General features: G+C 38.2%; 23 protein-coding genes. 3 read left to right on the forward strand and 20 right to left on the reverse strand.

Annotated elements, in window-relative coordinates; all coding sequences use genetic code 11:
* Positions 1-26: 26 nt before the first annotated feature.
* Positions 27-1,181: a site-specific integrase gene (locus CVT18_RS09650; protein ID WP_107811806.1), complete on the forward strand. Its 1,155-nt coding sequence runs from the start codon at positions 27-29 to the stop codon at positions 1,179-1,181.
* Between the two features lie 119 nt (positions 1,182-1,300).
* On the opposite strand, the gene serB is transcribed toward CVT18_RS09650, so the two are convergent.
* From serB to lpxB, 7 genes are all read right to left on the reverse strand, one after another.
* A complete protein-coding gene (gene serB, locus CVT18_RS09655; RefSeq protein ID WP_107824506.1) occupies positions 1,301-1,927 on the reverse strand; it encodes a phosphoserine phosphatase SerB in 627 nt (208 codons plus the stop codon).
* An 8-nt stretch (positions 1,928-1,935) separates the two neighbouring features.
* Positions 1,936-2,433, reverse strand: coding sequence for a chemotaxis protein CheW (locus CVT18_RS09660; protein ID WP_085658145.1), 498 nt, complete (start codon positions 2,431-2,433; stop codon positions 1,936-1,938).
* Positions 2,434-2,442: 9 nt separating this feature from the next.
* On the reverse strand, positions 2,443-4,785 hold the full coding sequence (locus CVT18_RS09665) for a chemotaxis protein CheW (RefSeq protein ID WP_103629431.1): 2,343 nt from the start codon (positions 4,783-4,785) through the stop codon (positions 2,443-2,445).
* Between the two features lie 8 nt (positions 4,786-4,793).
* The gene (locus CVT18_RS09670; protein ID WP_021091802.1) at positions 4,794-5,747 is read right to left on the reverse strand and encodes a chemotaxis protein; all 954 of its coding nucleotides are present in this window, start codon (positions 5,745-5,747) and stop codon (positions 4,794-4,796) included.
* Positions 5,747-6,538, reverse strand: coding sequence for a UDP-2,3-diacylglucosamine diphosphatase (locus CVT18_RS09675; protein WP_103629430.1), 792 nt, complete (start codon positions 6,536-6,538; stop codon positions 5,747-5,749). Before CVT18_RS09675 ends, CVT18_RS09670 begins: the two co-directional genes overlap by 1 nt.
* A gap of 63 nt (positions 6,539-6,601) precedes the next feature.
* Complete coding sequence (gene greA, locus CVT18_RS09680; RefSeq protein ID WP_103629429.1) at positions 6,602-7,087, reverse strand: transcription elongation factor GreA; 486 nt, start codon at positions 7,085-7,087, stop codon at positions 6,602-6,604.
* 3 nt (positions 7,088-7,090) lie between these two features.
* Entirely contained in the window at positions 7,091-8,125 is a 1,035-nt protein-coding gene (lpxB, locus tag CVT18_RS09685; RefSeq protein WP_103629428.1) for a lipid-A-disaccharide synthase, read from the reverse strand.
* 102 nt (positions 8,126-8,227) lie between these two features.
* Between lpxB and surE the strand changes: the two genes are divergently transcribed.
* Together surE and CVT18_RS09695 are read left to right on the forward strand one after the other, a co-directional pair.
* A complete protein-coding gene (surE, locus tag CVT18_RS09690) occupies positions 8,228-9,004 on the forward strand; it encodes a 5'/3'-nucleotidase SurE (RefSeq protein ID WP_103629427.1) in 777 nt (258 codons plus the stop codon).
* Positions 8,994-9,644: a ThiF family adenylyltransferase gene (locus tag CVT18_RS09695; protein ID WP_103629426.1), complete on the forward strand. Its 651-nt coding sequence runs from the start codon at positions 8,994-8,996 to the stop codon at positions 9,642-9,644. The genes surE and CVT18_RS09695 overlap by 11 nt, the downstream gene beginning before the upstream one ends.
* 808 nt (positions 9,645-10,452) lie before the next feature.
* On the opposite strand, the gene CVT18_RS09700 is transcribed toward CVT18_RS09695, so the two are convergent.
* The 13 genes from CVT18_RS09700 to pglA all read right to left on the reverse strand — a co-directional run bounded on the left by CVT18_RS09700 (position 10,453) and on the right by pglA (position 23,197).
* Entirely contained in the window at positions 10,453-11,967 is a 1,515-nt protein-coding gene (locus CVT18_RS09700) for a 2-isopropylmalate synthase (protein WP_107824507.1), read from the reverse strand.
* Positions 11,968-12,112: 145 nt separating this feature from the next.
* On the reverse strand, positions 12,113-12,844 hold the full coding sequence (gene pssA / locus CVT18_RS09705; protein ID WP_072594435.1) for a CDP-diacylglycerol--serine O-phosphatidyltransferase: 732 nt from the start codon (positions 12,842-12,844) through the stop codon (positions 12,113-12,115).
* The gene (locus CVT18_RS09710) at positions 12,837-13,463 is read right to left on the reverse strand and encodes a phosphatidylserine decarboxylase (protein ID WP_103629424.1); all 627 of its coding nucleotides are present in this window, start codon (positions 13,461-13,463) and stop codon (positions 12,837-12,839) included. Before CVT18_RS09710 ends, pssA begins: the two co-directional genes overlap by 8 nt.
* A gap of 2 nt (positions 13,464-13,465) precedes the next feature.
* Positions 13,466-15,391, reverse strand: a complete 1,926-nt coding sequence (gene ftsH, locus CVT18_RS09715; protein ID WP_021091790.1) for an ATP-dependent zinc metalloprotease FtsH — start codon at positions 15,389-15,391, stop codon at positions 13,466-13,468.
* Positions 15,384-16,217 carry a 50S ribosomal protein L11 methyltransferase gene (locus tag CVT18_RS09720; protein WP_103629423.1) on the reverse strand — a complete coding sequence of 278 codons (834 nt, stop codon included), beginning with the start codon at positions 16,215-16,217 and terminating at the stop codon, positions 15,384-15,386. Before CVT18_RS09720 ends, ftsH begins: the two co-directional genes overlap by 8 nt.
* On the reverse strand, positions 16,217-16,582 hold the full coding sequence (locus tag CVT18_RS09725; RefSeq protein ID WP_002939933.1) for a chemotaxis response regulator CheY: 366 nt from the start codon (positions 16,580-16,582) through the stop codon (positions 16,217-16,219). Before CVT18_RS09725 ends, CVT18_RS09720 begins: the two co-directional genes overlap by 1 nt.
* A 63-nt stretch (positions 16,583-16,645) precedes the next feature.
* Entirely contained in the window at positions 16,646-17,356 is a 711-nt protein-coding gene (gene hisA, locus CVT18_RS09730) for a 1-(5-phosphoribosyl)-5-[(5-phosphoribosylamino)methylideneamino]imidazole-4-carboxamide isomerase (RefSeq protein WP_103629422.1), read from the reverse strand.
* On the reverse strand, positions 17,356-17,967 hold the full coding sequence (gene hisH / locus CVT18_RS09735; RefSeq protein WP_103629421.1) for an imidazole glycerol phosphate synthase subunit HisH: 612 nt from the start codon (positions 17,965-17,967) through the stop codon (positions 17,356-17,358). Before hisH ends, hisA begins: the two co-directional genes overlap by 1 nt.
* Positions 17,968-17,984: 17 nt before the next feature.
* The gene (gene pglF, locus CVT18_RS09740; RefSeq protein ID WP_107824508.1) at positions 17,985-19,766 is read right to left on the reverse strand and encodes a UDP-N-acetylglucosamine 4,6-dehydratase (configuration-retaining); all 1,782 of its coding nucleotides are present in this window, start codon (positions 19,764-19,766) and stop codon (positions 17,985-17,987) included.
* Entirely contained in the window at positions 19,767-20,858 is a 1,092-nt protein-coding gene (gene pglE / locus CVT18_RS09745) for a UDP-N-acetylbacillosamine transaminase (protein WP_107824509.1), read from the reverse strand.
* Between the two features lie 48 nt (positions 20,859-20,906).
* Positions 20,907-21,497, reverse strand: coding sequence for a UDP-N-acetylbacillosamine N-acetyltransferase (gene pglD / locus CVT18_RS09750; protein ID WP_107824510.1), 591 nt, complete (start codon positions 21,495-21,497; stop codon positions 20,907-20,909).
* On the reverse strand, positions 21,484-22,089 hold the full coding sequence (pglC, locus tag CVT18_RS09755) for an undecaprenyl phosphate N,N'-diacetylbacillosamine 1-phosphate transferase (RefSeq protein ID WP_107824511.1): 606 nt from the start codon (positions 22,087-22,089) through the stop codon (positions 21,484-21,486). Before pglC ends, pglD begins: the two co-directional genes overlap by 14 nt.
* Positions 22,082-23,197, reverse strand: coding sequence for a N,N'-diacetylbacillosaminyl-diphospho-undecaprenol alpha-1,3-N-acetylgalactosaminyltransferase (gene pglA, locus CVT18_RS09760; RefSeq protein WP_107824512.1), 1,116 nt, complete (start codon positions 23,195-23,197; stop codon positions 22,082-22,084). Before pglA ends, pglC begins: the two co-directional genes overlap by 8 nt.
* Between the last annotated feature and the right edge of the window lies 1 nt (position 23,198).

Here is a 23,198-nt window from a genome sequence, read left to right on the forward strand (position 1 = left end):
GTTTAAATTTTTGCTAAAATCACCGCATGAAAAATTTAGAAAAAAATAGAAATATATATATTAAGCATAATCGTTTTTATATTGACTATCAAAAGGACGGCGTAAGAATTCGCCGTGCCACTGGACTGAAAAAATCCCCTTTAGCATTTGATTTTATTCGAAAAAACTATAATTTATTTCTTGGCTCTGAAGAGGATATTGAACTTGCTAAGAGCAAATATTATGAGCTCGAGGATATGCAAACTGATCGCATAATCAGAAAAGGGGAGCAAAAGCTGGAGCCTATTAAAAATACTAGTGAGTTTAGCTTTGAGGGGATTATTTATAGATTGCTTAATGAAAAATCCTTTTTAAAGGATAAAACAATCAGGTTTTATAATGTTGCTAGTCAGGCTGTTATCGATTTTCTGCATTCAAAAAACATCTTTTACCTGTCCGATTTTGAAAGGCAGGATAGTATTGATTTTGTAAAATTTTGTAAAAACAAGGGCTTAAAAGATAGCTCAATTAATGGGTATTGCTCTTTTTTTAAAATGGTTTTTCGTTATGCTATTGCCAATGATATAATCTCAAAAAATCCATTCTATATACCTAGGTTCAAACAAGAATTACATAATGCCGACAATGGTGATTTTACCCCTTTTAATTTAAGTGAGATTTTGCAACTTATAAAACATGCCGAGGGCGAGCTACGCTTATTTTTAATAGTTGCATTCTTTACTGGGGCTAGGACTGGCGAGATTTTGGCTTTGACTTTTAATGACTTGGATTTTCAAAATAAGGAGATACGTATTAATAAAACTCTATCGGAGCTAGGTGTTTTGGATTCTCCTAAAACTAAATCCAGCAATCGTACAATCGATATGCTTGATATTGTTTATAATGAACTGATAAAACTCGATTATACCGATATTAATCAAAATATTTTTTCTCTTTCACGAGCAGTTATCAGATTAAAATTTAATGATTTGCAGAGATCCCTTGGCTTTAAAATACATAAGCTTTATGATACTAGACACTCATTCGCTTCTGTAATGTTAAGTCGTGGCGAGGAGCCGATGTGGGTTGGTTGTAAAATGATGGGTCATAAAAATTTAAATGAGACCTATCGCTCTTATGCTAAATATCTACCAAAAGATACTAGGCAAAGAGCAACTTTTTTAAAGAATATAGCAATTTAAAATTTTAAAAAAATAGACACTTTTTGATAAAAATATGCTATAATATACTAATTTAATTTAAAAAAGTAGATGACTTTTCACCCCTTTTTTATTTATTTAAATGCCTATTTTACGGCATTTCAGCTTATAAATTTTAAAATTTCACGCAAGTCTTTAACATCAACACAATGTGTCGCTTCTTTTTTTAAGATATCTTTTGCACAAAATGCAATGCTAAGGTCGCACTTTCTAAACATCGATATGTCATTGGCCCCGTCCCCAACACACATTATCTCGTCCTTGCCTAAATTTAATAGTCCACATAAGCGGTCAATCATATCTCCCTTTGAACTACTAAACATCATTTCTCCGCCAACTTCACCACTTAAAATTCCATCTTTATGGTGTAAGATATTTGCAAAATTTGCATCAAAATTAAGCTTTTTTTGCATTACATCGGTTGCATTGTGAAATCCACCGCTAAAAACCACAACTTTGATACCCTTTTGCTTTAAAGCTTCTATTAGCTCGCCAGCTCCTGGCATTATGGGTAAATTTCTGCAAATTTCATTTACTTTTAAAAGTGGCAATCCTTTTAAAAATTTTACTCTTTTTGTAAGACTTTCAAAAAAATCAAGCTCGCCATTCATTGAACGCTTAGTTATATTAGCTACTTCTTCACTAGCATTATTAGCGGCGGCGAGAATATCTATCGTCTCGCCGTCCATTATTGTAGAGTCAAAGTCAAAAACACAAAGTTTTATCAAGTTATACCCTAAAAATCACGCTTCAAAAGGCTTTCGACCTTCAAGATCGTAAGGATATTTTGATCGCGCTTACCGATACCATAAATCATGCCTTTGTCTTTTACCAAAGTCTCTGGTGGCGGATCGATCCTGTTACGATCTATTCTGATAGCCTCCGTCAAGCGGTCTATCACAAAGCCAGCGATATTATCCGCATCTTTCATAACGATATATCTTGTGCTTGGGCTTTGTTTTGTGACATTTAGTGAAAAACGCTTACGCAAATCAATAAGCGGAATAACATTTCCACGTAGGTTAAACACGCCAAGAACGTAATCAGGCACACTAGGAACACGTGTATATTCAATAGGTTTGATTATCTCTTGGATATTTAAAATAGGTATTGCGTACTCTTCCTCACCGACAACAAATCCTACTAGTTGAACTATATCCTCATTATTTTTTAACTCAGGACCATTTATTTGCTGTTTTTGTTTGCTTAAAACTTGATTTAGTTTATTGTTCATCCCTTACCCCTAAGCTAATTTTATATTCTTTCTAACGACATTTTCTAGGTACTCGGCTGAATATGGTTTTGTAATATACTCAGTCATTCCAACTTCTACACCACGCAATCTATCTGTTTTTGACGTCCTTGATGTAACAGCAATAAGTGGTAAATTTCTATACTTAGAGTATTTTCTAATTTCGCCAGCCAGTGTATATCCATCCATCCTTGGCATCTCAATATCTATCAAGATCGCATCAAAGGAGTGTTCTCCGGATTTTACGATGTTTAATGCCTCAACACCGTTTGTGGCTTCTATTATCGTTACCCCAGTTGGTTCAAGCGCTTTTTGCATGATAGTTCTATCCATTTTTGAGTCATCAACTATCAAGACTTTATAATCGCTTGGTTTTTCCTTTGCTTTTGTGCTATCTTCTATTTCGGCTCTAATATCTACCTTGATATCTTTTGCCATCTCCATCATAGCACCAACGTCGATAATCAATGTCACACGGCCATCACCTCTAATAGTCGCACCGGCAATACCTGGGATATTTTGTAAATAATCACCCATTGATTTAATAACAATCTCTTCTTGTCCAACCAAAGTATCGACGATAATACCTAGTTTTGCTTCAGCAACACCGATTATTACGACATAAGTTTGATCTCCACCATCAAATGCTTTTTCTACACCAAATACATCAGAGAGTCTAACAAGAGATAAGACTTCATCTCTTAGCCTTAGTACATTTTTGCCATCGATCGTGTAGATATCATCAATCGGCACGCGAACAGTTTCAAGAACGCTAGCAAGTGGAATAGCATAAAATTCTTCTTGAGTTCCAACAAGTAGTGACTGAATAATCGCAAGCGTGAGTGGAATTTTAAGCTTCATAACTGTGCCTTTTCCAACTTCACTTTCAATATCAATGATGCCGTTTAGTTTTTCGATATTAGTCTTAACAACATCCATACCAACACCACGACCAGATACGTTTGTAACCTTTGCTGCAGTTGAAAATCCTGGTCTAAAGATAAGACCAAATGCCTCTTTTTCGCTCATCGCATCAGCTTCGCGCTCAGTGATGATGCCTTTTTCTATCGATTTAGATTTAAGCATGTCAGCATCTAAACCCTTACCATCATCAACTATCTCAACAACGATATGATTGCCTTCATTGTAAGCTTTTAGCTGAACAAGACCTTTTTCAGGCTTGCCTGCTGCCTTTCTTGTCTCAGGATCCTCGATGCCGTGATCGCATGAATTTCTGATGATGTGAACTAGTGGATCGCCGATCTCTTCTACGATTGACTTATCAAGCTCAGTCTCTTCACCTGAAATTTCAAGATCGATTTGCTTACCAAGGTCGCGGCTAAGATCGCGTATCATACGTGGGAATTTATTAAAGACTTTTGCTATTGGAAGCATTCTTGTCTTCATAACTGCAAGCTGAATATCAGTCGTCACTAAGCTTAGACTTGAGACTACTTGATTTAGCTCTTCAAGGAATTTCTCACCCTCATATCTCTCTTCCACATCATCATAAATTTTTAATAAGCGGTTTTTACCAAGAACAAGCTCACCAATTAGGTTCATTAAGTGGTCAAGTCTTTTTACCTCAACACGTATAGTTTGTTCCTGAGCTACTGCACCGCTACTTGCCGCTGGGACCTTCTTATCTCCGTCTTTTTCTTTACTCTCTGCTTTTGCAGCTGGAGCTGAAGTACTACTTGCAGCCGGGGCTATCTCGCTAGGAGATTTTGGAGCTATGCCTTTTGAAGCACGCCTTGCTTGGTCTTCTGCTTTTCTAACCTTTAAAAGTCTTTCTATCTCAGCTTCTACTTCAGAGTCGCTTAGCTTTGAAAGCTCAGCATCACTTATCTCTGGTGCTTCTTCGGCAGGCGCGGCTGGCTCTGGCTCTGGTGTTGGCTCAGCTACCGGTGTGGCAGGAGCTTCAGGAGCTGCTGCTGGAGTCTCACCTTCAGAAATTTGAGTAAGTCTTGCGCAAATATTTTTAATATCAATGCCAGCAGCTGTATCATTTCCATGATCTCTAATGCTACTTAACAAACCTTTCATCATATCAACTGACTCAAGAACTACGTCCATAATGTCTGGAGTGATCTTTAGCTCGCCTTTTCTAGCTTTATTTAAAACATCCTCCATATGGTGAGTAAGCTCTGTTAAAACATCAAAATTTAAAAAGCTTGAACTACCTTTTACTGTGTGAGCAACGCGGAAAATTCTATTTAATAATTCCAAATCTTCAGGGTTTGACTCAAGCTCAACAAGATCGTGATCTATCTGCTCAATAAGTTCGAAAGCTTCTATTAAAAAGTCTTCCATTATTTCTTTCATATCATCCATGTTTCACCTCATTTTGCAGATTTAGAATGTGCTTCAATAACTTTTAGCACTTCTTGATAAAATATGCTTGCATCAAATTTTGTAAGATACGCCGCACCACCAGCTTCTTTGCTCTTGATTTCACTAAAATCATTACTCAATGAGGAGTTAAATACTATTGGTACTTCTTTAAATCTTTCATCGTTTTTAAGAGTTGAAGCAAAGCGGTATCCATCCATCTGTGGCATTTCGATATCACTTAAGATAACTCTAAGCTCTCTTGATAGGTTATCTCCGTATCTTTGATAAAGCTCTTCCATTCTCTCCAAGCCCTCAACGCCGTTTTTGGCCTCAACTACACTAAGTCCCATTTTCTCAAGTGCGTCTTTTACCAGCTTTCTAGCAGTTGAGCTATCATCTAGAACTAAAGCGGCGCCTTTTAATTTTTGATCGTCTGTTACATCAAATTCGATCTTTGGTGAGTAAATTCCAAGCTCTTCTACTATACTTTCAAGATCAAGGATAAGTAAAACTTCATCATTTTCTATTCTTGTTACGCCTGTTATTTTGCCTTTGTCTAAAGCGCCAGAACCTGAAGCAAAATTTGCTGGCTCAATATCTTTCCAGCTTATGCGTCTGATCCTTTTTGCCTCATGGACGATAAAACCGATCAAAATACCACTAAACTCAGCAATAATAACACGTGGCTTTATAACTACGCCTTCGGTTGGCTCGATAATATTCATCCATCTTGCCAAATTTATGACAGGGATCACCACGCCCCTTAAATCAAAAATTCCCTCGATATACTCGGGAACGCCAGGAAGCTCTGTAAGATTTGGCATCTTAATGATCTCCCGCACCTTTGCGACATTGACTCCGTATATTCCTTCATATACTTTGTTTTCGGTCTTTTTAAAGATACGAAAATCAACAAGTTCCATCTCGTTTGAGTCCGTTTTTAGTACGTTATCTCCAAACATCAATGTCCTTTCAAACTCATTTTGAGCAAATTTAACTTTTGCTGGGCGTATTCTACAACAAAATAACTTTGCTCACATGCAAAACAAGGTAAATTTATATAAAACTTATCGTAAATGTTAAATTGCTCGCCTTGATGATAGTGTCCTTCTATTACGATATTAGCCTCGTATCCCTGCAAATGCTTGCTCATTAGCTCCTTAAAATTAGGAATTTTATAGTCTAAATTTTTATTGGTAAGTTTGGCTAGTATCGCTTTTGATATTTTAAAATTTAAAAATTTATCCAAAGCATTCATAAATTTTAAAAACCATCTAAAGCGCAAAAATCTAAGTGCGTATTTATCTACAAAAGGTAAAAATATATCACCATGCGCGATCTGAACGCGCTCTTCATTGATTGTCTTAAAATTTGCTGGCTGATCGTAAATATCATAAACCCTAACGCTTTTATAGCGCAGCATCTCACGCCCATCCCAAATTTCTCTTGTTTTATTAAATAAATTTGAAAGTCTAAAATCGTGATTACCCTCGAAGTAAAAAATTTCTATCTTTTGTGAAATTTTATTTATAAGATCTAGATGCTCAGCGTAAAATTCTCTTGTATATTCGCCCTCGCCCGTTAGAAAGTCAAACATATCGCCTAACAAAAAAATTTGTGGCGGTTCTTTTATCTCGCCACTATCAATGGCTCTTAAAAATTTTAAAAAGCCATTTCGATTTACGTTTTCATGTGCATCAGCTATAAAGATCGCGCCTTCTTTTATAATGGGGGCATATAGATATTCGCTCAAATTTTGCCTTAATTAAAAATTAGCAGAGCCAAAAAGCAGTTTCTAGCTCTTTGTCTCATCTTTTTAGTCAAATTTTATAGGCTTATAGCAAATTTTTACAATCTCAACGTCGCTTCTGCCTTTTGGTAAATTTAACACCACTTCATCGCCCTCAGCCTTACCCAAAAGCTGCTTTGCAAGTGGCGAATTTATCGAGATATAGCCTTTATCGATGTCGCTTTCGCTAATGCCAACTATCGTATATGTATGCTCTATTTCGGTTTCCTCGTCCATTATCGTAACACTTGAGCCAAACCTAACTCTATCGTGCTCATAGCTACTTGGATCGATCACTTCGGCATTTGCAAGAAGCGAGCCTAGCTCAGCGATCCTAGCGTCTATAAAGGCTTGTTTTTCTTTTGCTGCGTGATACTCAGCATTTTCTTTTAGGTCGCCGTGACTTCTTGCGATATCTATCTCAGTTACGATTTGAGGACGCTGCACGAGCCTTAAATCCTTTAGTTCAGCTTCTATTTTTTCATATCCGTATATTGTCATTGGTTCACTCATTTTTTACTCCATATTCTTTAAAATTTTTACTACATTTTTGCTGCTGCCATGTGACAAATACTCTCTCAATTCGTCACAGCCTTTTAAAAATTTCTGCCTATCACAGCTCTCATAGGCTTTAAGTAAATTATCAGCCGTTGCAAACTCTTGGATAAACTCCTCATGAAGCGGCTCTTTGCCCATGAAGTCAAACATTATATTTGCAAGTCCTGCGTGCTTGATCTTTACAAATTTCCTAGCTATAAAAACATCTATCGCTTTTGCTTTATAGGCTAGCACAAATGGTGTGCCAATGAGCGCAGCCTCAAGCGTAGCCGTACCTGAGCAAATAAAGGCAAAATCGCTATCATACAAAGCTTCAGGCGTGTTTGAGATGACCTCAAAATCGCTCACATCACCATAAATTTCGCCCACTTTATCAAGCAAAAATGGTGGCACGACAAGCAGCCTTTTTGCTTCTATCTTTTTAGCAAGCTCTCTATAAACTGGCATCAGCCTTGAAATCTCTGACCTTCTTGAGCCTGGCAAAAACGCCACTTTACCGCTGCTACTTAGGCTAGTTTTCTTAAGCTTTATCTCATCCATCAAAGGATGTCCCACGTAGGTCGATCGGCTATAAAATTTCGCATCAAATGGCAAGATCGAAGCTAGGTTGTCACAGTACCTCTCAACCGTACTCACTCTTTTTGGCTTCCACGCCCAAACTTGGGGCAAGATGTAGTATGTCACGGCTGCCTTTACCCCAGCCTCTTTTATCGCCTTTGCAAGCGGTAGGTTAAAGGCTGGGCTGTCGATAAGTAGCACTGCATCAACCTCTTTTGCCATCTGGCTCATCACTTTCATCGCCTTTTTGGCTTTAAAGATGAGCGGCAAAACCTCGACAAAACCCATCGCTGAAAACTCGCTACTTTTCATATATGGCGTGCCAAGCTCTTCGCTAAAAATTCCCATAAGCTCAAATTCACTCTCGAAATTTTTCAAAATTTCTTTTAAATGCAAATTTGCCGATGGCTCAAGAGCGGAGACTAAAATTTTCATTTACACACTTTCATCAGGTCTTTTTTTGGGGGCATTATACGCAAAATTTCTTTAAAATTTTAAGAAAGCTGTGATAAAATCCAACCCTTTAAAGGATAAAATTTGAAAGAAATTTTGATAACAAATGACGATGGATTTGAGGCGACTGGCCTGCTTGCTTTAAAAGAAGCTTTAAGCGAGCTAGACGGCGTAAATGTCACGATCGTAGCTCCAAGCTCTGAAAAATCAGCCTGCGCTCACTCTTTGACACTTACAAGACCACTTAGGTTTATAAAACTTGATGATAACTTTTTTAAACTCGATGACGCAACGCCTAGCGACTGCGTCTATCTCGCACTTCACGCACTTTATAATAAAAAGCCAGATCTGGTGATAAGCGGCATAAATCATGGAGCAAATTTAGGCGAAGATATCACCTACTCTGGCACGTGCGGAGCTGCCATGGAGGGAGTTTTGCAAGGCATTAGAAGTATCGCTTTTTCGCAGTTTTATGCAAATAACTCGCTAAATGAACTTGGCTTTGAGCTAGCAAAAGAGGTGGTGAAATTTATCGTACCAAAGGTGCTAGATGGTGAAATTTCGCTAAATCAAAGAGAATTTCTAAATGTAAATATCCCAGCTGTAACTAGCAAAAATTTCAAAGGCTACTCCATCGTACCAGCTGGCAAACGCACTTACGCCACGCATGCTACGCTTAATCGCAACCCAAGAGGCATCGAGTACTACTGGCTTGGAAATGCTGCGCTTGAATACGAAAAAGGCGAGCCAAGCGACATCAGCAAGGTAAATGAGGGCTTTGCCACGATAACGCCCATAAAACTAAATATGACTTCATACGAGAGTTTGGAGAGCTTAAAAGGGAAATTTGATGCAAAATGATAGATTTACAAGGATAAGATGGCTCTTTGGCGAGGATGGTTTTAGCAAACTTCAAAGTGCGAAAGTGCTAGTTTGCGGAGCTGGTGGTGTGGGCGGAATGTGTGTGGATGCGCTTGCTAGAAGCGGGGTCGGAAGCATCACTCTAATCGACAAAGACATCTTTGACATAACAAATCAAAATCGCCAAATTTACAGCGAAAACGTTGGTGGCATAAAGGTGGAGGAATTTGCCAAAATTTATCCTTGTATCACGCCTATTCAGGCACTGATTACACCAGAATTTATTGCTGGTTTTGACTTTAGTAAATTTGACGTGGTGATCGATGCAATCGATGATATCACTGCTAAGATTGCCCTTGCAAATGCGGTAGATCCTAGCAAATTTATAGCCTCGATGGGTGGGGCAAAAAGGGTTGATCCAACTAAGATAAAGGTGGCTGGCGTGTGGAAAACCTCGGTCGATCCGCTAGCTAGAAAATATAGATATGAGCTCAAAAAATCAGGCTTTAGCGGTAAATTTGACGTGGTCTTTTCAACAGAAGAGCCACGTTGCAAGCCGCTTGGAAGCTTCATGGGCGTGACTGCTTGCTTTGGGCTAAATTTAGCTTCACTAGCTGTTAAAAAGATAGTTGGGCAGTAAGTCAAAAATTTACTCTCCAAGCAAAATTTCAAATTAGAGCTGGCATTTTGTGGATATAAATTTAGTAGCCAGCTCTACAAAACACGAATTTAACAATCCAAGATGAGAATCTAGCAAATTTTAAAATTTATGAGCGAATAATTTCGGCTCTAAAATTTGAGATAAGCGGTAAGCGAAGCCAAGACTTTTAATCGAAACACTAACCTATAAGCTCTAAATCTTGGCTACAGCGTGGAAATCGCTTATTTTAGTAACAGGGGCTTATGGAAATTTTATAAAATCAAAAGAGAAAAACTAAACAAGACAAGGTAAATTCTCTTTGATTTTTATGGAAGTATCATACAAAATTTAGTAGCCAATTCTTACGAGTGAATGAAAGTTTAAAATTTGCAAAGACGGCTTGATTAAATTTGCAATTTTTTATTCAAAAAGTAGGCAAAAGGACTTAATTTTACTTCTCAGGCTCGCAACTGCGTGGCAGACACGAAGTCCATCCCTTCATCCCCCTTTAATCCCCCAAATCCCTCGCACATTCAAGGGGCATGCTCTAGTGCTTTGCACTGCATGCGGTCTAAACTCTATCAAATTTTAAAATTTACGAGCGAGCATATCACACTTCTAAATTTAGTGGCGAATGTTTATGAGCCCTAAAATTAGTAAGTTGCTAAGGCTGGTGAGTAAGATTTTAAAATTTGTAAAGATAGTAAAATTCTATTTTTAAAATAAAGACTTTGAGTTTTAAAAATTTATATAGTTTTTGGATTAAATTTAAAATAGCCAGCTGCAATTTTAGCAGCTGGCTAAAATTTTAGTTTTTATGTATGCGAAGGTAGCTATTTAGTGCGCCAACATAGGCTTTTGCGCTTGCCATCATAGTATCTATGTCAAGTCCATGGCCTATTACAGCCGTTTTACCCTCAAACTCGACCTTTACATCAACCTTTGCAAGTGCATCCTTGCCTTGAGAAACAGACGCCACTTTATAGTCTTTTAGCGTGCCGCTAATGCCACTAATGCGATCAACCACCTTAAATATCGCATCAGCAGTACCATTTCCTAGAGCTGAGTCACTGATGATCTCATCGTTGTGTTTTATGCTAATTGAAGCACTCGCAAGGCTTCCGCCGCTACTTTGAAGAAGAGCCGTGATCTCATAAGCTTGTGGAATTTTTGTAATCTCTTCAGCCACAAGAGCCCTAATATCATCATCAAATATCTCTTTTTTCTTATCAGCTAGCTCTTTAAATTTTTCAAAAGCCTTATTAAGAGCATCGCTATCAAGGTCAAATCCAAGGCTAGCAAGCTTATCTTTAAACGCGTGACGACCGCTATGCTTACCTAGAACAAGGGAATTTTTCTCAAGACCTATACTCTCAGCGCTAATTATCTCATAGGTCTCTTTGTGTTTTAGCACGCCGTCTTGATGTATGCCGCTCTCATGAGCAAATGCGTTTTTACCAACGATAGCTTTGTTTGGTTGAGGCTCAATGCCTATAATACTAGCGATCAGTCTTGAAGTTGGATAAATTTCTTTTGAGATAATGTCTGTATAAAATGGAGCAAAGACGTCTTGGCGGGTTTTGATAGCCATCACGATCTCTTCAAGCGCAGCATTTCCAGCACGCTCACCTATGCCATTTATCGTACCTTCGACCTGCCTTGCACCAGCTTTTATAGCCGCTAACGAGTTTGCCGTAGCCATGCCTAAGTCATTGTGATTATGCACAGAGATTATTGCTCTATCGCCTACAAATTTTACTATTTCACTAATGCGAGCAGTTATCTCTTCAGGATATAAATAACCAACCGTATCAGGGATATTTAAGGTTTTTGCACCCGCATTTATGGCAGCATCACAAATTTCTTTTAAAAAGCTCATTTCACTTCTACAAGCGTCCTCGCAGCTAAACTCCACATCATCGCAAAAGGTTTTTGCGTATTTTATAGACTCGATTGCACGTTTTATTACTTCATCTGGGCTCATTTTTAGCTTGTACTCCATATGAATTGGACTTGTCGCTATAAATGTATGAATTCTCTTATTTTTAGCTGGAGCTAATGCCTCGCCAGCTGCCTTGATATCACGCTCAACTGCGCGTGCAAGAGAGCAAACCGTGATATTTGAGGCTTGCTTTGCTATTTGATTTACCGCATCAAAATCCCCTGGGCTTGCTGCTGCAAATCCAGCCTCCATAACATCCACGCCAAGCCTTTCAAGCTGAAGTGCGATCTGTAGTTTTTCGGCTGTATTCATCGATGCACCAGGGCTTTGCTCGCCATCTCTTAAAGTTGTATCAAAGATTATAATTTTATTCTTATCCATTTTTGTCCTTTTTTATTTTTTATATTTAAATTTTAAATTTGATGAGTTAAGTAAAGAAAAATTTGCTACCTAAGTAGCAGCAGTAGAGAGTTTTTGATTTCGATTTTTGGTAAAAATTTACGTGATTTTATGACGCCATTTTCGCTCATTCGCTCTCCTTTTTTTTGGAATTTTTACTAAACATTATAGTGGCTCTTACTATGCCATAAAGCATATAGACGCTCATAACCAAAGTCGCACTTTCAAATGGATATAGATAAAGCATCGAAAACGCAACTACAAGAGCTACTAAAATTCTTATCACGTGGGTTTGCTTTAAATTTATTTTTTTAAAGCTTGGATAGCGGATGTTGCTAACCATTAAAGCTGCCAGAGTAGCTTCAAGTAGCATCAAGCACCACTCAAATCCTTCTAAAAAAGTATAGTCGATATAAATACCAACCCAAAGTACGCTCACAATAGCTGCTGATGGTATAGGAAGCCCGATAAAAACATTTGGCTCATATGTACCAGTAGTGACATTAAAACGAGCAAGCCTAATAGCTCCAAAAACCACAAACATAGCAGCTATAAGCGCTCCAAATCTGCCAAAATTTTTACCAATAGTCAAATAAAATAAAATAGCTGGCGCTACACCAAAAGCAACAAGATCTGCAAGGCTATCAAACTCTACCCCAAATTTACTAGTTGTCTTTGTAAGTCTAGCCACACGTCCATCAAGTCCATCTAAAATAAGCGATAAGATTATATAAATAATGGCTTTAAAATAGTTGCCTTGAATAGATGAAATAATGCTAATAACACCCAAAAAAGCACTAGCTGCTGTAAATAAATTTGGCAAGATATACATTAGTTGCATCTTTTGTATGTTATTCATCTCTTTTTCCCTCTTCAAAATATCCCAAAAGTGAAGCAGCCTTTACGCTTTCTCCAACGCTTACACATATCTTAGTATCTCTTGGTAGGTATAAAATCACCTCACCACTTCCTAAAAAACCAAATTTTCTAGATGCTTTCAGGCTAGTAACATTTGAAATTTCTAAACTTCGACTGAAAGCTCCAGCTATAATTTTCATAACAAATTTTATATTCTCTTTTTCAAAGCGAATAATCGCTCTTTCATTTAAAAATTCTGAAATTTTCATAGCTTGACACAAAAATAAGCCATGTCTTTTGCGTATTTCAGCTACTTTTACATCACTTACAGCCCTTAATGTACCAACATCAAAAAAAGATTTTTTTATGACGATCTTAGCTACTTCATTATTGTCAAAATTTGAAGCACTGATCTCTTTTATCTTGCCATCAATTGGCGATAGTAAAGCCAATTTATCATCAGAAAATGGCTCTCTCTCAGGGTCTCTAAAAAAATAAAGACTCAAAAAGAATAAAATAGCAAAAAATAGTGGCAAGATCCCAAACAGCAAAGATAAAACAAATAAAATTAGAAAAAATAATATAAATTTATATCCTGCTTTCGCGATATAGCCACTCATTTTTATTCCTCTTTTTTACTCTTTTCGTCTTCTTCGGTCTCTACAAGTCTGCTCTCTAGACTATTTTCGATCTCATAGTTTTTAATGATCTCTCTAACTCTTTTTCCTTCGATTGTTTCTTCTTCATAAAGTGCTGATACCATATTTTCAATAGCTCCTTTATAAATTTCAAGCAAACCAAGCACAGCCGTGTATCTTTCATGAAGAAGTGTTTTTACAAACTCATCAACCTTTTCAGCCATCTTATCACTATAGTCTTTGATGCTTTGACCGCCATTTAAAAACGTAGCACGTTGCTTTTCAAGCACCATAAGACCAGCAACATCACTCATACCATACATACTAACCATAGCTTTTATGATATCAGTTGCACGCTCTAGGTCGTTGCTAGCTCCGGTTGAAATTTCTTTAATAAACACCTCTTCAGCAGCCCTACCAGCCAAAAGCACATCTACTTCTGCTATCAGTTCATGCTTTTGCATCATAAATTTATTCTCTTCAGGCGTGTTTAGAGTATAGCCAAGTGCCGCAAGACCACGTGGTACGACTGAGACTTTTGTTACCCTTTTTGCACCTTTTGTTAGTTCAGCTATCAAGGCGTGACCACACTCATGATAAGTGACGATTCTTTTTTCTTTTGGATTTACGCGGCGAGACTTTTTCTCAAGTCCAGCAATCGATCTCTCAACGGCCTCCACAAGATCAGCCTGCTCGACAAAGGTCTTTGACTTACGTCCTGCAAGAAGTGCAGCCTCATTTATAATATTTTCAAGATCAGCACCAGCTAAACCGGTCGTAAGCCTTGCAATATCTTCGATATTTACATCTTTGCCAATCTTTACATCTTTCATATGAACTTTTAAAATGTCGCAGCGTCCTTTAAAATCAGGCTTATCAACAAGCACTTGCCTGTCAAATCTACCTGGCCTTAAAAGCGCAGCGTCCAAAACTTCAGGTCTATTTGTAGCCGCTATAACGATAACTGGCGACTTGTCCGCATCAAAGCCGTCCATCTCAGAAAGAAGCTGATTTAGTGTTTGCTCTCTCTCGTCATTGCCGCCCATCGGACCAGAATTTCTACTTTTGCCGATCGCATCGATCTCATCTATAAAAACAATCGCTGGAGCCTCTTTTTTAGCATTCTCAAAAAGATCTCTAACTCTGCTTGCGCCAACGCCGACAAACATCTCTATAAAGCTTGATGCTGACATAGAGAAAAACGGCACACTAGCCTCACCCGCAACTGCTCTTGCAAGAAGTGTTTTACCAGTGCCTGGAGGGCCAACTAGCAAAATTCCCTTTGGAATTTTTGCCCCAAGTCTTAGATATTTATCAGGACTTTTTAGATAATCAACTATCTCTTGAACCTCTTCTTTTGCTTCTTCAACGCCTGCAACATCGTCAAATTTTACTTTTGGCTTTTCAGAATTTATAAGTTTTTTTGCACTTCCTATGCCAAGTATGCCACCACCGATGTTCTTTTGCATACGACTAGCAATAAACATCCAAATAGCAAAAAATATAAATACTGGAATAATCCATGAAAATATAAGATCGCCAAACCAGTTATTTTCGCTATAAACGCTATAAGTTATGCCATTTTGCTCAAGTATACCAATGAGAGTTGGATCATTTATGCGTTTTGCAAGATAGATAGTTTTGTCACTACCTATGCCTTTTATGGTAGTCTCTGAGATAGCAACCTCATTTAGCTGCTTATTTTTTAACATATCTTTAAACTCAGAATAAGCTACCATTTTACTCTGGGCATTACTATTTAGCCCAAAAGAGCCACCTAGTCCGTCTCCACTAAAGCTTCTAAAAGCTAAAACTATAACTATTGCAAAAATGGCAAAAATGAAAATAGGATTTTTATTAAAAAAACCGTTATTGTTGCCATTATTTTGGTTATTATTTTGGTTATTCATCTATTTCCTTATAAACAAAGCTACTCCAATCGTTACTTTGTTTTATCTCAATTAGCTCCAAATCCTTAAACGTATCTTTAATCCTATCTTCGTATTTGCTTAAAATTCCTGACAATACCAAGTAGCCGCCTTTTTTAAGCGATTTTTTTAAGTCATTTGAGAGCATAAAAATGACATCAGCAATGATATTTGCTACAACAATGTCATATTTTTGCTCTAAATTCGCGATAGAGCCTGTCCAAATTTTATTAAATTTAATCCCATTCAATTCGGCGTTGCTAAGTGAGCTTTGTGTGGCTTGCTCGTCTGTATCGCAAGCATTGACCTTGCAACCAAGCTTTGCCAGGGCAATACTTAAAATTCCACTTCCACAACCTACATCTAAAGCGGTATTGCCACTTTTTGCATATTTTTGTAAAAGTTGTAAACAAGAATTTGTGCTTTCATGGTGCCCTGAGCCAAAGGCTAGAGCTGGGTCAATTATGATATTTGTTACGCCATTAAGTGGCTCTTCCCAGCTAGGTCTAACATAAATTTTATCAACCAAAATAGGCTTAACTGCCTTTTTATATTCACCTAGCCAGTCTTTATTTTCTTTTAAATTAAGAGAAATTTTTAAATCATTTGAAATTTTACGAACACTAGAGAGCCCTTTTGCATACTCTTCGATACCCCAAGCTATATCTTTTAGATCATACTCTTCCCTGATGATGATCTCGTGATCTAGCTCTTCAACACAGGTAACTCCAAAAGAGAAAACTAGCTCTAAAATTTCATCATAAAAATTTGATGTTTTTATGCTTAATTCGTAGAATTTATCTTTCATTAACCAAGAACGTCTTCAAGCTTCTCTTTTAAGACTTGTGGAGTAAAAGGTTTAACGATGTAGTTATTAACTCCTGCTTTTAAAGCCGTTATAACTTCAGCTTTTCCGCCTTCTGTTGTTACCATTATGATAGGCATATCAACATACTTCTGCTCTGCTCTTACCTTTTTAACAAGCTCAAGACCGTTCATCTCAGGCATATTCCAGTCAGTGATAAGAACTTCGATACCTTCATTTTGAGTTAAGATATTCCAAGCCTCAAGACCGTGCTCAGCCTCAAGAATTTCTTGATGTCCTAACCTTTGTAAAGTATTTTTTATGATTCTTCTCATTGTTGAACTGTCATCTACAACCAAAATCTTCACATAATATCCTTTTAGTAAAAATTGCCCTATTCTAGCTAATTTAAATTTATAAAAGCTTTAACGCTATCTAAGTAGTTTAAAGGCCACTTTTAGGTCAAGCAACCCCTCATAGTAGGCTTTCCCAACTATTACGCCACTAATCTCATTTGTGGCTTTTAGCATCAAAATATCATTTATATCACTCACGCCACCACTTGCTATCGTCTCGAGCTTACTATTTCTAGCTATTTGCAAGCTAAACTCAACATTAACTCCGCCAAGCATTCCATCCTTATTAATATCGGTGCAAATCACAGCTTCTACACCCACATCTGCAAATTTTCTTGCAAGATCAACTGCTTTTATATTTGAGATCTCACCCCAACCTTGCACGGCCACATAGCCATCTTTTGCGTCAATGCCAACTACAACTCTATAAATTTCAGCCATTTTTGCTGTAAATTCTGGATCCCTAAGAGCTACTGAGCCAAGGATCACTCTGCTAACTCCAAGGTCTAAATAGCGTTTTATTCGCTCTTCATCTCTTATGCCACCACCCACTTGGATGCTTAAATTTGTAGCCTTTGTAATCTTTTCAATTGTTTTAAAATTTATCGTCTCTCCAGCAAATGCACCATCCAAATCAACCACATGAAGCCATTTTGCGCCATAATCTTCAAATTTCTTAGCAAGTTCACTTGGCTCGTTGCTATAAATTTTTGCACTTTGCATAAGACCTTTGCTAAGCCTAACTGCTTGTCCCTCTTTTAAATCAATAGCTGGAAAAATTTCCATCATAACCTCGCAAAATTCTCTAAAATTTTAAGTCCAGCTTCATGACTTTTTTCTGGATGAGGCTGAAAGCCAAATATATTTTCATGCCAAACCGCACTTGTAAATTCATATCCATAAGTTGTCTTTGCCAGTGCAAATTTATCATCACAAACCACGTGATAGCTGTGTACAAAATATAAATACTCAAGCTTTTTTAGTCCTAAAATTAATGGACTATTTTGCTTAAATTCCAAAGCGTTCCAGCCAATGTGAGGTATTTTTAATGGCTTATCGAAATTAGCTTCATTAAATTTTACGACCTTACCAGGCAAAAGAGAGAGTCCCTCATGCTCGCCAAACTCAAAGCTTCGCTCAAATAAAAGCTGCATACCAAGGCAAATACCAATAAAAGCTTTGCCGCTTTTTACAGCTTCTTTTACGGCTTCGTCCATGCCGTTATTTTTTAGCTTTGTTATCGCCTCACCAAAAGCTCCAACGCCTGGCAAAACAATGTGCGAATACTCCTTTAAATTTTCAGGCTTACTTACTAAGGCACATTTTTTGTCAAGAAAATCAAAAGCATTTATCACACTTTTGATATTTCCGGCCCCATAGTCAATTATCGCTATCATTGGTTCTTTGCCTCTAATTAGCCTTTTAAATTTAGCGCATGATTAAACTCAGGCACGATCACCTTAAGTGCAGGTGCGATCTCATTATCCTCAAGCTGCAAAAGCTCACTTATCTGCGAGTTTAAAAGCACTAAATCGTAAGGCTCTGAATGCGTTACAAAGATTGATTCATATTTTGTTTGCACATCATCTTTGTTGATAAGTAGCTCTTCATAAAGCTTCTCGCCTGGTCTAAGACCCACAAATTCTATACCCAAATGCTCTTTATTTGAAAGAAGAAGCATCTTTTTAGCAAGATCTACGATCTTAACAGGCTCGCCCATATCAAGCACGAAAAGCTCGCCACCTTTTGCGATAGAGGCTGCTTGAAGGACTAGCTGACACGCCTCAGATGTGAGCATAAAATATCTTGTGATCTCTGGATGAGTGACACTTAGCGGCTTATTCGCAGCGATCTGTGCTTTAAATTTAGGTATAACTGAGCCACTTGAGCCAAGGACGTTACCAAAGCGAACGCAAACTATCTCGCATACACCTGCTTCATTTGAATTTAGTGCGTAAAGCTCGCAAACACGCTTAGTTGTACCCATTATGTTTGTTGGACGCACAGCCTTGTCTGATGAGATCATGACAAATTTTTTAACACCATATTTTTTTGAAAGATCGACTGCATTTTTCGTACCAAAGATGTTGTTTTCAACTGCTGAGCGAGGATTTAGCTCGCAAAGTGGTACGTGTTTGTAGGCTGCTGCATGGATGACGATTTCTGGTCTAAATTCTTCAAAAACCTCTTCAAAGTCCTTTAAATTTGTGATATTTACAAGCTTGCTAATAGTTCTTTTATCTTTTGTATCTTCGCCTATTTTATAAAGGTTGAACTCGCTATGCTCAACCATTATAAGCTCACTTACGCCATATTTCAAACACTGCTTACAAATTTCACTTCCTATACTGCCGCCAGCTCCAGTGACAAGCACTCTTTTATCTTTTAAGAAATTTGAAATAGCCTCTGGATTAAGGTCTTTTGGCTTTCTAGCGAGCAAATCTTCGATTGAGATATCTTTGATCGGCTCATTTTCGATAAGAGAAAAGAGCTTCATATCTCTTATACCATATCCACTTAACTCATCAACTAGGGCTTGAAGCTCATCTTGATCTAATGCAAGCGCGATGATAGCAGTCTTTGCGTCATAATCTTTTATAAGGCTTGGTATCTCTTTTTTATCTTGTACTAAAAATCCATCACAATAAGTGCCAACAAGATCGCTCCTTTCATCTACCACTCCAACCGCGTAGTAGTCAAGATAACCTTGTTTTAAGCCACGCAAGACGTGAAGCGCTTTTGACGTTGCACCTATAACAATACAAGGCTCACCTTTATGAGGTCTATTTGAAAAGTCTAGCACCATGCGTTTTGAAATTCTTAAAAGCCCAACAAGTAAGCATGAAATAAGAAGATCAATGAAAATAACGCTTCTTGGGTATGGATTTAAAAAATCTTGAATGATAAAAAAAACGATCGTAAATAAAACCGCTGAGCAAACGTGAGCTAGGAAAATTTTTCTTGCTTCGTTTAATCCGAAAAACCTCCACGGCACCTTGTAAATTTTAAACATCCACATAAAAAATAGCTTAAATACGATCAAAAATCCAGCCGTTACAAAAAGCCCTTGCACGTAGATATCTGGGATGTCAGCGTTAAATCTTAAAAGATAAGCCGCATATATCGAAAAGATAAATATAAAAACATCACCAAGAAGGAAAAATACGAGCCTTTTTAACTTCGTTGCATGAAACATTTACGCATTTTCCTTGACTATTTTTATCACTCTTTCTTGTGTCTGTTCGCTCATATCGCTGCCACTTGGCAAGCAAATTCCTCTTGAAAATAGATCTTCGCTATATCCATCGATAAAGCTTAACGCACCCTTAAAGACAGGCTGCAAGTGCATAGGCTTCCAAAGTGGGCGACTCTCAATATTTTCATCTGCTAGTGCTTTGATAACTTTTAAATGTGCATCTTTTTTAGCAAAAACGCCAGTTGTGAGCCATCTGTTACCACGAGAATTTGGCAGTTCTGGCATAAATTCTAAAATATCGCCAAGCTCTTTTTCATAAATTTCAAAAACTCTTCTCTTTTGCTCGACTCTTTTTTCTAAAACTTCCATCTGTGCCACGCCAATAGCGCCTAGCACGTTGCTTAAGCGGTAGTTGTAGCCATAGTCTTTATGCTCATAGTGAAGCAAAGGCTCTCTTGCTTGAGTGCTGTAAAATCTAGCTTTTTCTACAAAATCCTTGTCGCCAACTAGCATACCTCCGCCTGAAGTGGTGATGATCTTGTTGCCGTTAAAACTATATGCACCCATCACACCAAATGTGCCAAGCGCCTTACCAACGTAAAATCCGCCAAGTGCTTCAGCTGCATCTTCAACTAAAGAGATGCCCTCGTTTTGGCAAATTTCGCAAATTTCTTTCATCTTTGAAGCTTGCCCGTAAAGATGAGTGACGACCAATACCTTTGGCTTTTTAGGTAAATTTGAGATCGCTTTTTTAAGTAGTTCTGGGCTTAAATTCCAGCTCTCGTCGCAGTCGATGAAGACTGGAGTTGCTTTTTCATAAAGTATAGGCGAGACTGAAGCCATGAAAGTAAAACTAGAAGCCAGCACAAAGTCGCCATCTTTTACGCCAAGGACACGAAGTGCTAGGTGAAGCGCCGCCGTTCCAGCGCTTAGTGCAAGAGCATCTTTTGCTCCGGTGTAGCTTTTTATACTTTCTTCAAATTTATTAACATACTCGCCAAGTGGCGCTATATAGTTGCTTTCAAAAACTTTTTTTATATATTCTTGCTCTTTTCCGCTCATATTTGGTGGAGATAAAAAAACCCTATCCATTTCATCCCTTTCGTGATTTTTTGGCGATTTTAGCACTTATTTTTAAATTTATATCTTAGCGCGCTCGCATGCTGGCACGCCATAAGCCTTTGTGCCGTCCTTTATATCTCTAACGACCACACTTCCAGCACCGATGATGCAGTTTTTGCCAATACTTATACCTTGAATGATGCTTGAGCCGATACCTATGTGCGTAAATTCGCCCACGCTAACGTTTCCAGCAAGGGCTGCATTTGGGCTGATGTGAGCAAATTTGCCTATCACGCACTCATGCTCTATCACCGCGCCAGAGTTTATGATAGCGCCCTCTTTTATGCGAGCTTTTGCGTTTATCACAGCATTTGGCATGACCACTACGCCTTTTTCTATCACAGCGCTCTCGCTCACAACCGCGCTTTTATGGATCAAATTTACTATCTCAAAGCCAACATCCTCTACTTTTTGGCTGATCTTTTGCCTGGTTTTATTATCGCCAATGGCTATTATGATGTCAGCTTTTTCAAGCTCTGGGTTAAATTTACGCTCACTAGCATCGTCTAAAAAAACCATCTCATCATAGCCGTTATTTCTAGCGATGTCAGCGATCACAAGGCCATGCCCACTCGCTCCGTAGATGTAAATTTTCTTAGTTTTTGCCATTAAATTTCTCCGTCGTAGCCTGCCCTTCTTTGCTGACGCCACTTCGTTTTAGCACCTTTTCGATAGTCTGCAAAGCGATCTTTACATCAAGCAAAAAGCTTAAATTTTTAGCGTAATAGACGTCGTACTCAAATTTTTTCTCCCAGCTTATGGCATTTCTGCCATTTACCTGCGCTAGGCCTGTGATACCGGGGCGCACATCGTGGCGGTGCTTTTGTGTTTCGTTATAAATAGGCAGATACTCAACCAAAAGCGGCCTTGGTCCGATAAAACTCATATCGCCTTTTAGCACGTTAAAAAGCTGTGGTAGCTCATCAAGGCTAAGAGATCGGATCAGTTTACCAAATTTACCAAGACGCTGATCATCTGGCAAGAGCTCGCCATTTGCGTCACGCTCGTCGCTCATCGTCTTAAATTTATAAATTTTAAAAATTTTCTCATTTAGCCCTGGCCTTGCTTGCGTGAAAATAACATCACGGCTAACCTTAAAATAGATAAATATCGCCGTTGCTATGATGATGGGCGATGTTAAAATGAGCAAAAACAAAGCCCCCAAAATGTCAATCACTCTCTTTAAAAAATTTCTATACATCTATAAATTTCCTATAAATTTCTATATATCTTTTCGCGATTTGCTTCTCATCAAACTCGCTAACCGCCCAGCTTCTACCATTTTGCCCAAGTTTAGCGCAAAGCTCCTCATCATCAAGCAAAATTTTTATCTTACTAGCAAGATCACTTGCGTCTTTTACCTTGCATAAAAGTCCGTTGTAGCCCTCTTTTACAGCTTCATTGCAGCCTGTTACGTCGCTTGCAACGACTGCTTTAGCCATGCTCATCGCCTCTAAAACCGTTCTTGGAAAGCCCTCTTTATAGCTAGGAAGTGCTAGCAAATAAGAAGCCTTTAAAAGCTGTGGTATGTCGTTTCTAGCGCCAAGATATCGCACCTTGCCACCTTTTAAAAAGCTCTCGTCTGCAGTTGATTTATTACCAGCAAAGCCCTCGCCCACAAAGACAAATTCGCAGTTTTTGTAGCCATTTAAAATTTCAGCTGCCTCGTAAAATTCACGAACGCCCTTGTGCCACATGGCTCTTGCGATCATTAAAATTACCTTTTTATCACCCAGGTCAGCTGCCTGCGTGATAGCTGGATCAAATTTAGCAGTATCTACGCCGACACTTTTTATGCGGTACACTTTGCTTTTGTCTATCAAATTTTTAGAGATCAGATAGTCTGGATCTGCGTCATTTACGAAGATGCAAGCATCAGCTTTTGCAAAAGAGAGCTTATAAAGGCTCTCCATGACAAAACGCACAGCCTTCGTCTTAAGATCATCATCGATATAAAAACTACCAAGGCCTTCGACCAAATTTATCACGTGCTTTATGCCAGCGTTTTTAGCGGCAAACGTGCCAAAGACATTTGACTTGTGAGCGCCAGTCTGCAGCAGGTCTAAATTTAGCTCACCCAAAATTTGAGATAGTTTTTTTGAGTTATTTATAACAGTTAGTGGATTTAGGCTGGCTTTGTCAAGCTCGTAAGTGACAGAGTGAAAGCTTTTAGCAAGCTCATCAGTGAAATTTCCTTTTGGAGCGATCGCAAAAACTTCATGCCCCATATCTTTTAAAGCCTGCATAATAGGGCGTCTAAAAAAGTGTATGCTCATATCAGCGTGGCTTAAAAACCCTATCCTTGCCATC

Origin of the sequence: Campylobacter concisus (assembly GCF_003048405.1) — a bacterium.
In the GTDB taxonomy this organism is placed as follows: domain Bacteria; phylum Campylobacterota; class Campylobacteria; order Campylobacterales; family Campylobacteraceae; genus Campylobacter_A; species Campylobacter_A concisus_Q.

Bases quoted from the DNA above. Each gene is read 5' to 3' on its own strand.
- greA (WP_103629429.1), bottom strand. From the start codon at position 7,087: ATGAGTGAACCAATGACAATATACGGATATGAAAAAATAGAAGCTGAA.
- pglC (WP_107824511.1), bottom strand. From the start codon at position 22,089: ATGTATAGAAATTTTTTAAAGAGAGTGATTGACATTTTGGGGGCTTTG.
- hisH (WP_103629421.1), bottom strand. From the start codon at position 17,967: ATGATAGCGATAATTGACTATGGGGCCGGAAATATCAAAAGTGTGATA.
- ftsH (WP_021091790.1), bottom strand. From the start codon at position 15,391: ATGAATAACCAAAATAATAACCAAAATAATGGCAACAATAACGGTTTT.
- hisA (WP_103629422.1), bottom strand. From the start codon at position 17,356: ATGGAAATTTTTCCAGCTATTGATTTAAAAGAGGGACAAGCAGTTAGG.
- CVT18_RS09720 (WP_103629423.1), bottom strand. From the start codon at position 16,217: ATGAAAGATAAATTCTACGAATTAAGCATAAAAACATCAAATTTTTAT.
- lpxB (WP_103629428.1), bottom strand. From the start codon at position 8,125: ATGAAAATTTTAGTCTCCGCTCTTGAGCCATCGGCAAATTTGCATTTA.
- CVT18_RS09670 (WP_021091802.1), bottom strand. From the start codon at position 5,747: ATGTTTGGAGATAACGTACTAAAAACGGACTCAAACGAGATGGAACTT.
- CVT18_RS09665 (WP_103629431.1), bottom strand. From the start codon at position 4,785: ATGGATGATATGAAAGAAATAATGGAAGACTTTTTAATAGAAGCTTTC.
- CVT18_RS09650 (WP_107811806.1), top strand. From the start codon at position 27: ATGAAAAATTTAGAAAAAAATAGAAATATATATATTAAGCATAATCGT.
- pssA (WP_072594435.1), bottom strand. From the start codon at position 12,844: ATGAATAACATACAAAAGATGCAACTAATGTATATCTTGCCAAATTTA.
- pglE (WP_107824509.1), bottom strand. From the start codon at position 20,858: ATGGATAGGGTTTTTTTATCTCCACCAAATATGAGCGGAAAAGAGCAA.
- pglD (WP_107824510.1), bottom strand. From the start codon at position 21,497: ATGGCAAAAACTAAGAAAATTTACATCTACGGAGCGAGTGGGCATGGC.
- pglF (WP_107824508.1), bottom strand. From the start codon at position 19,766: ATGTTTCATGCAACGAAGTTAAAAAGGCTCGTATTTTTCCTTCTTGGT.
- CVT18_RS09710 (WP_103629424.1), bottom strand. From the start codon at position 13,463: ATGAGTGGCTATATCGCGAAAGCAGGATATAAATTTATATTATTTTTT.
- CVT18_RS09660 (WP_085658145.1), bottom strand. From the start codon at position 2,433: ATGAACAATAAACTAAATCAAGTTTTAAGCAAACAAAAACAGCAAATA.
- CVT18_RS09695 (WP_103629426.1), top strand. From the start codon at position 8,994: ATGCAAAATGATAGATTTACAAGGATAAGATGGCTCTTTGGCGAGGAT.
- CVT18_RS09700 (WP_107824507.1), bottom strand. From the start codon at position 11,967: ATGGATAAGAATAAAATTATAATCTTTGATACAACTTTAAGAGATGGC.
- pglA (WP_107824512.1), bottom strand. From the start codon at position 23,197: ATGGCAAGGATAGGGTTTTTAAGCCACGCTGATATGAGCATACACTTT.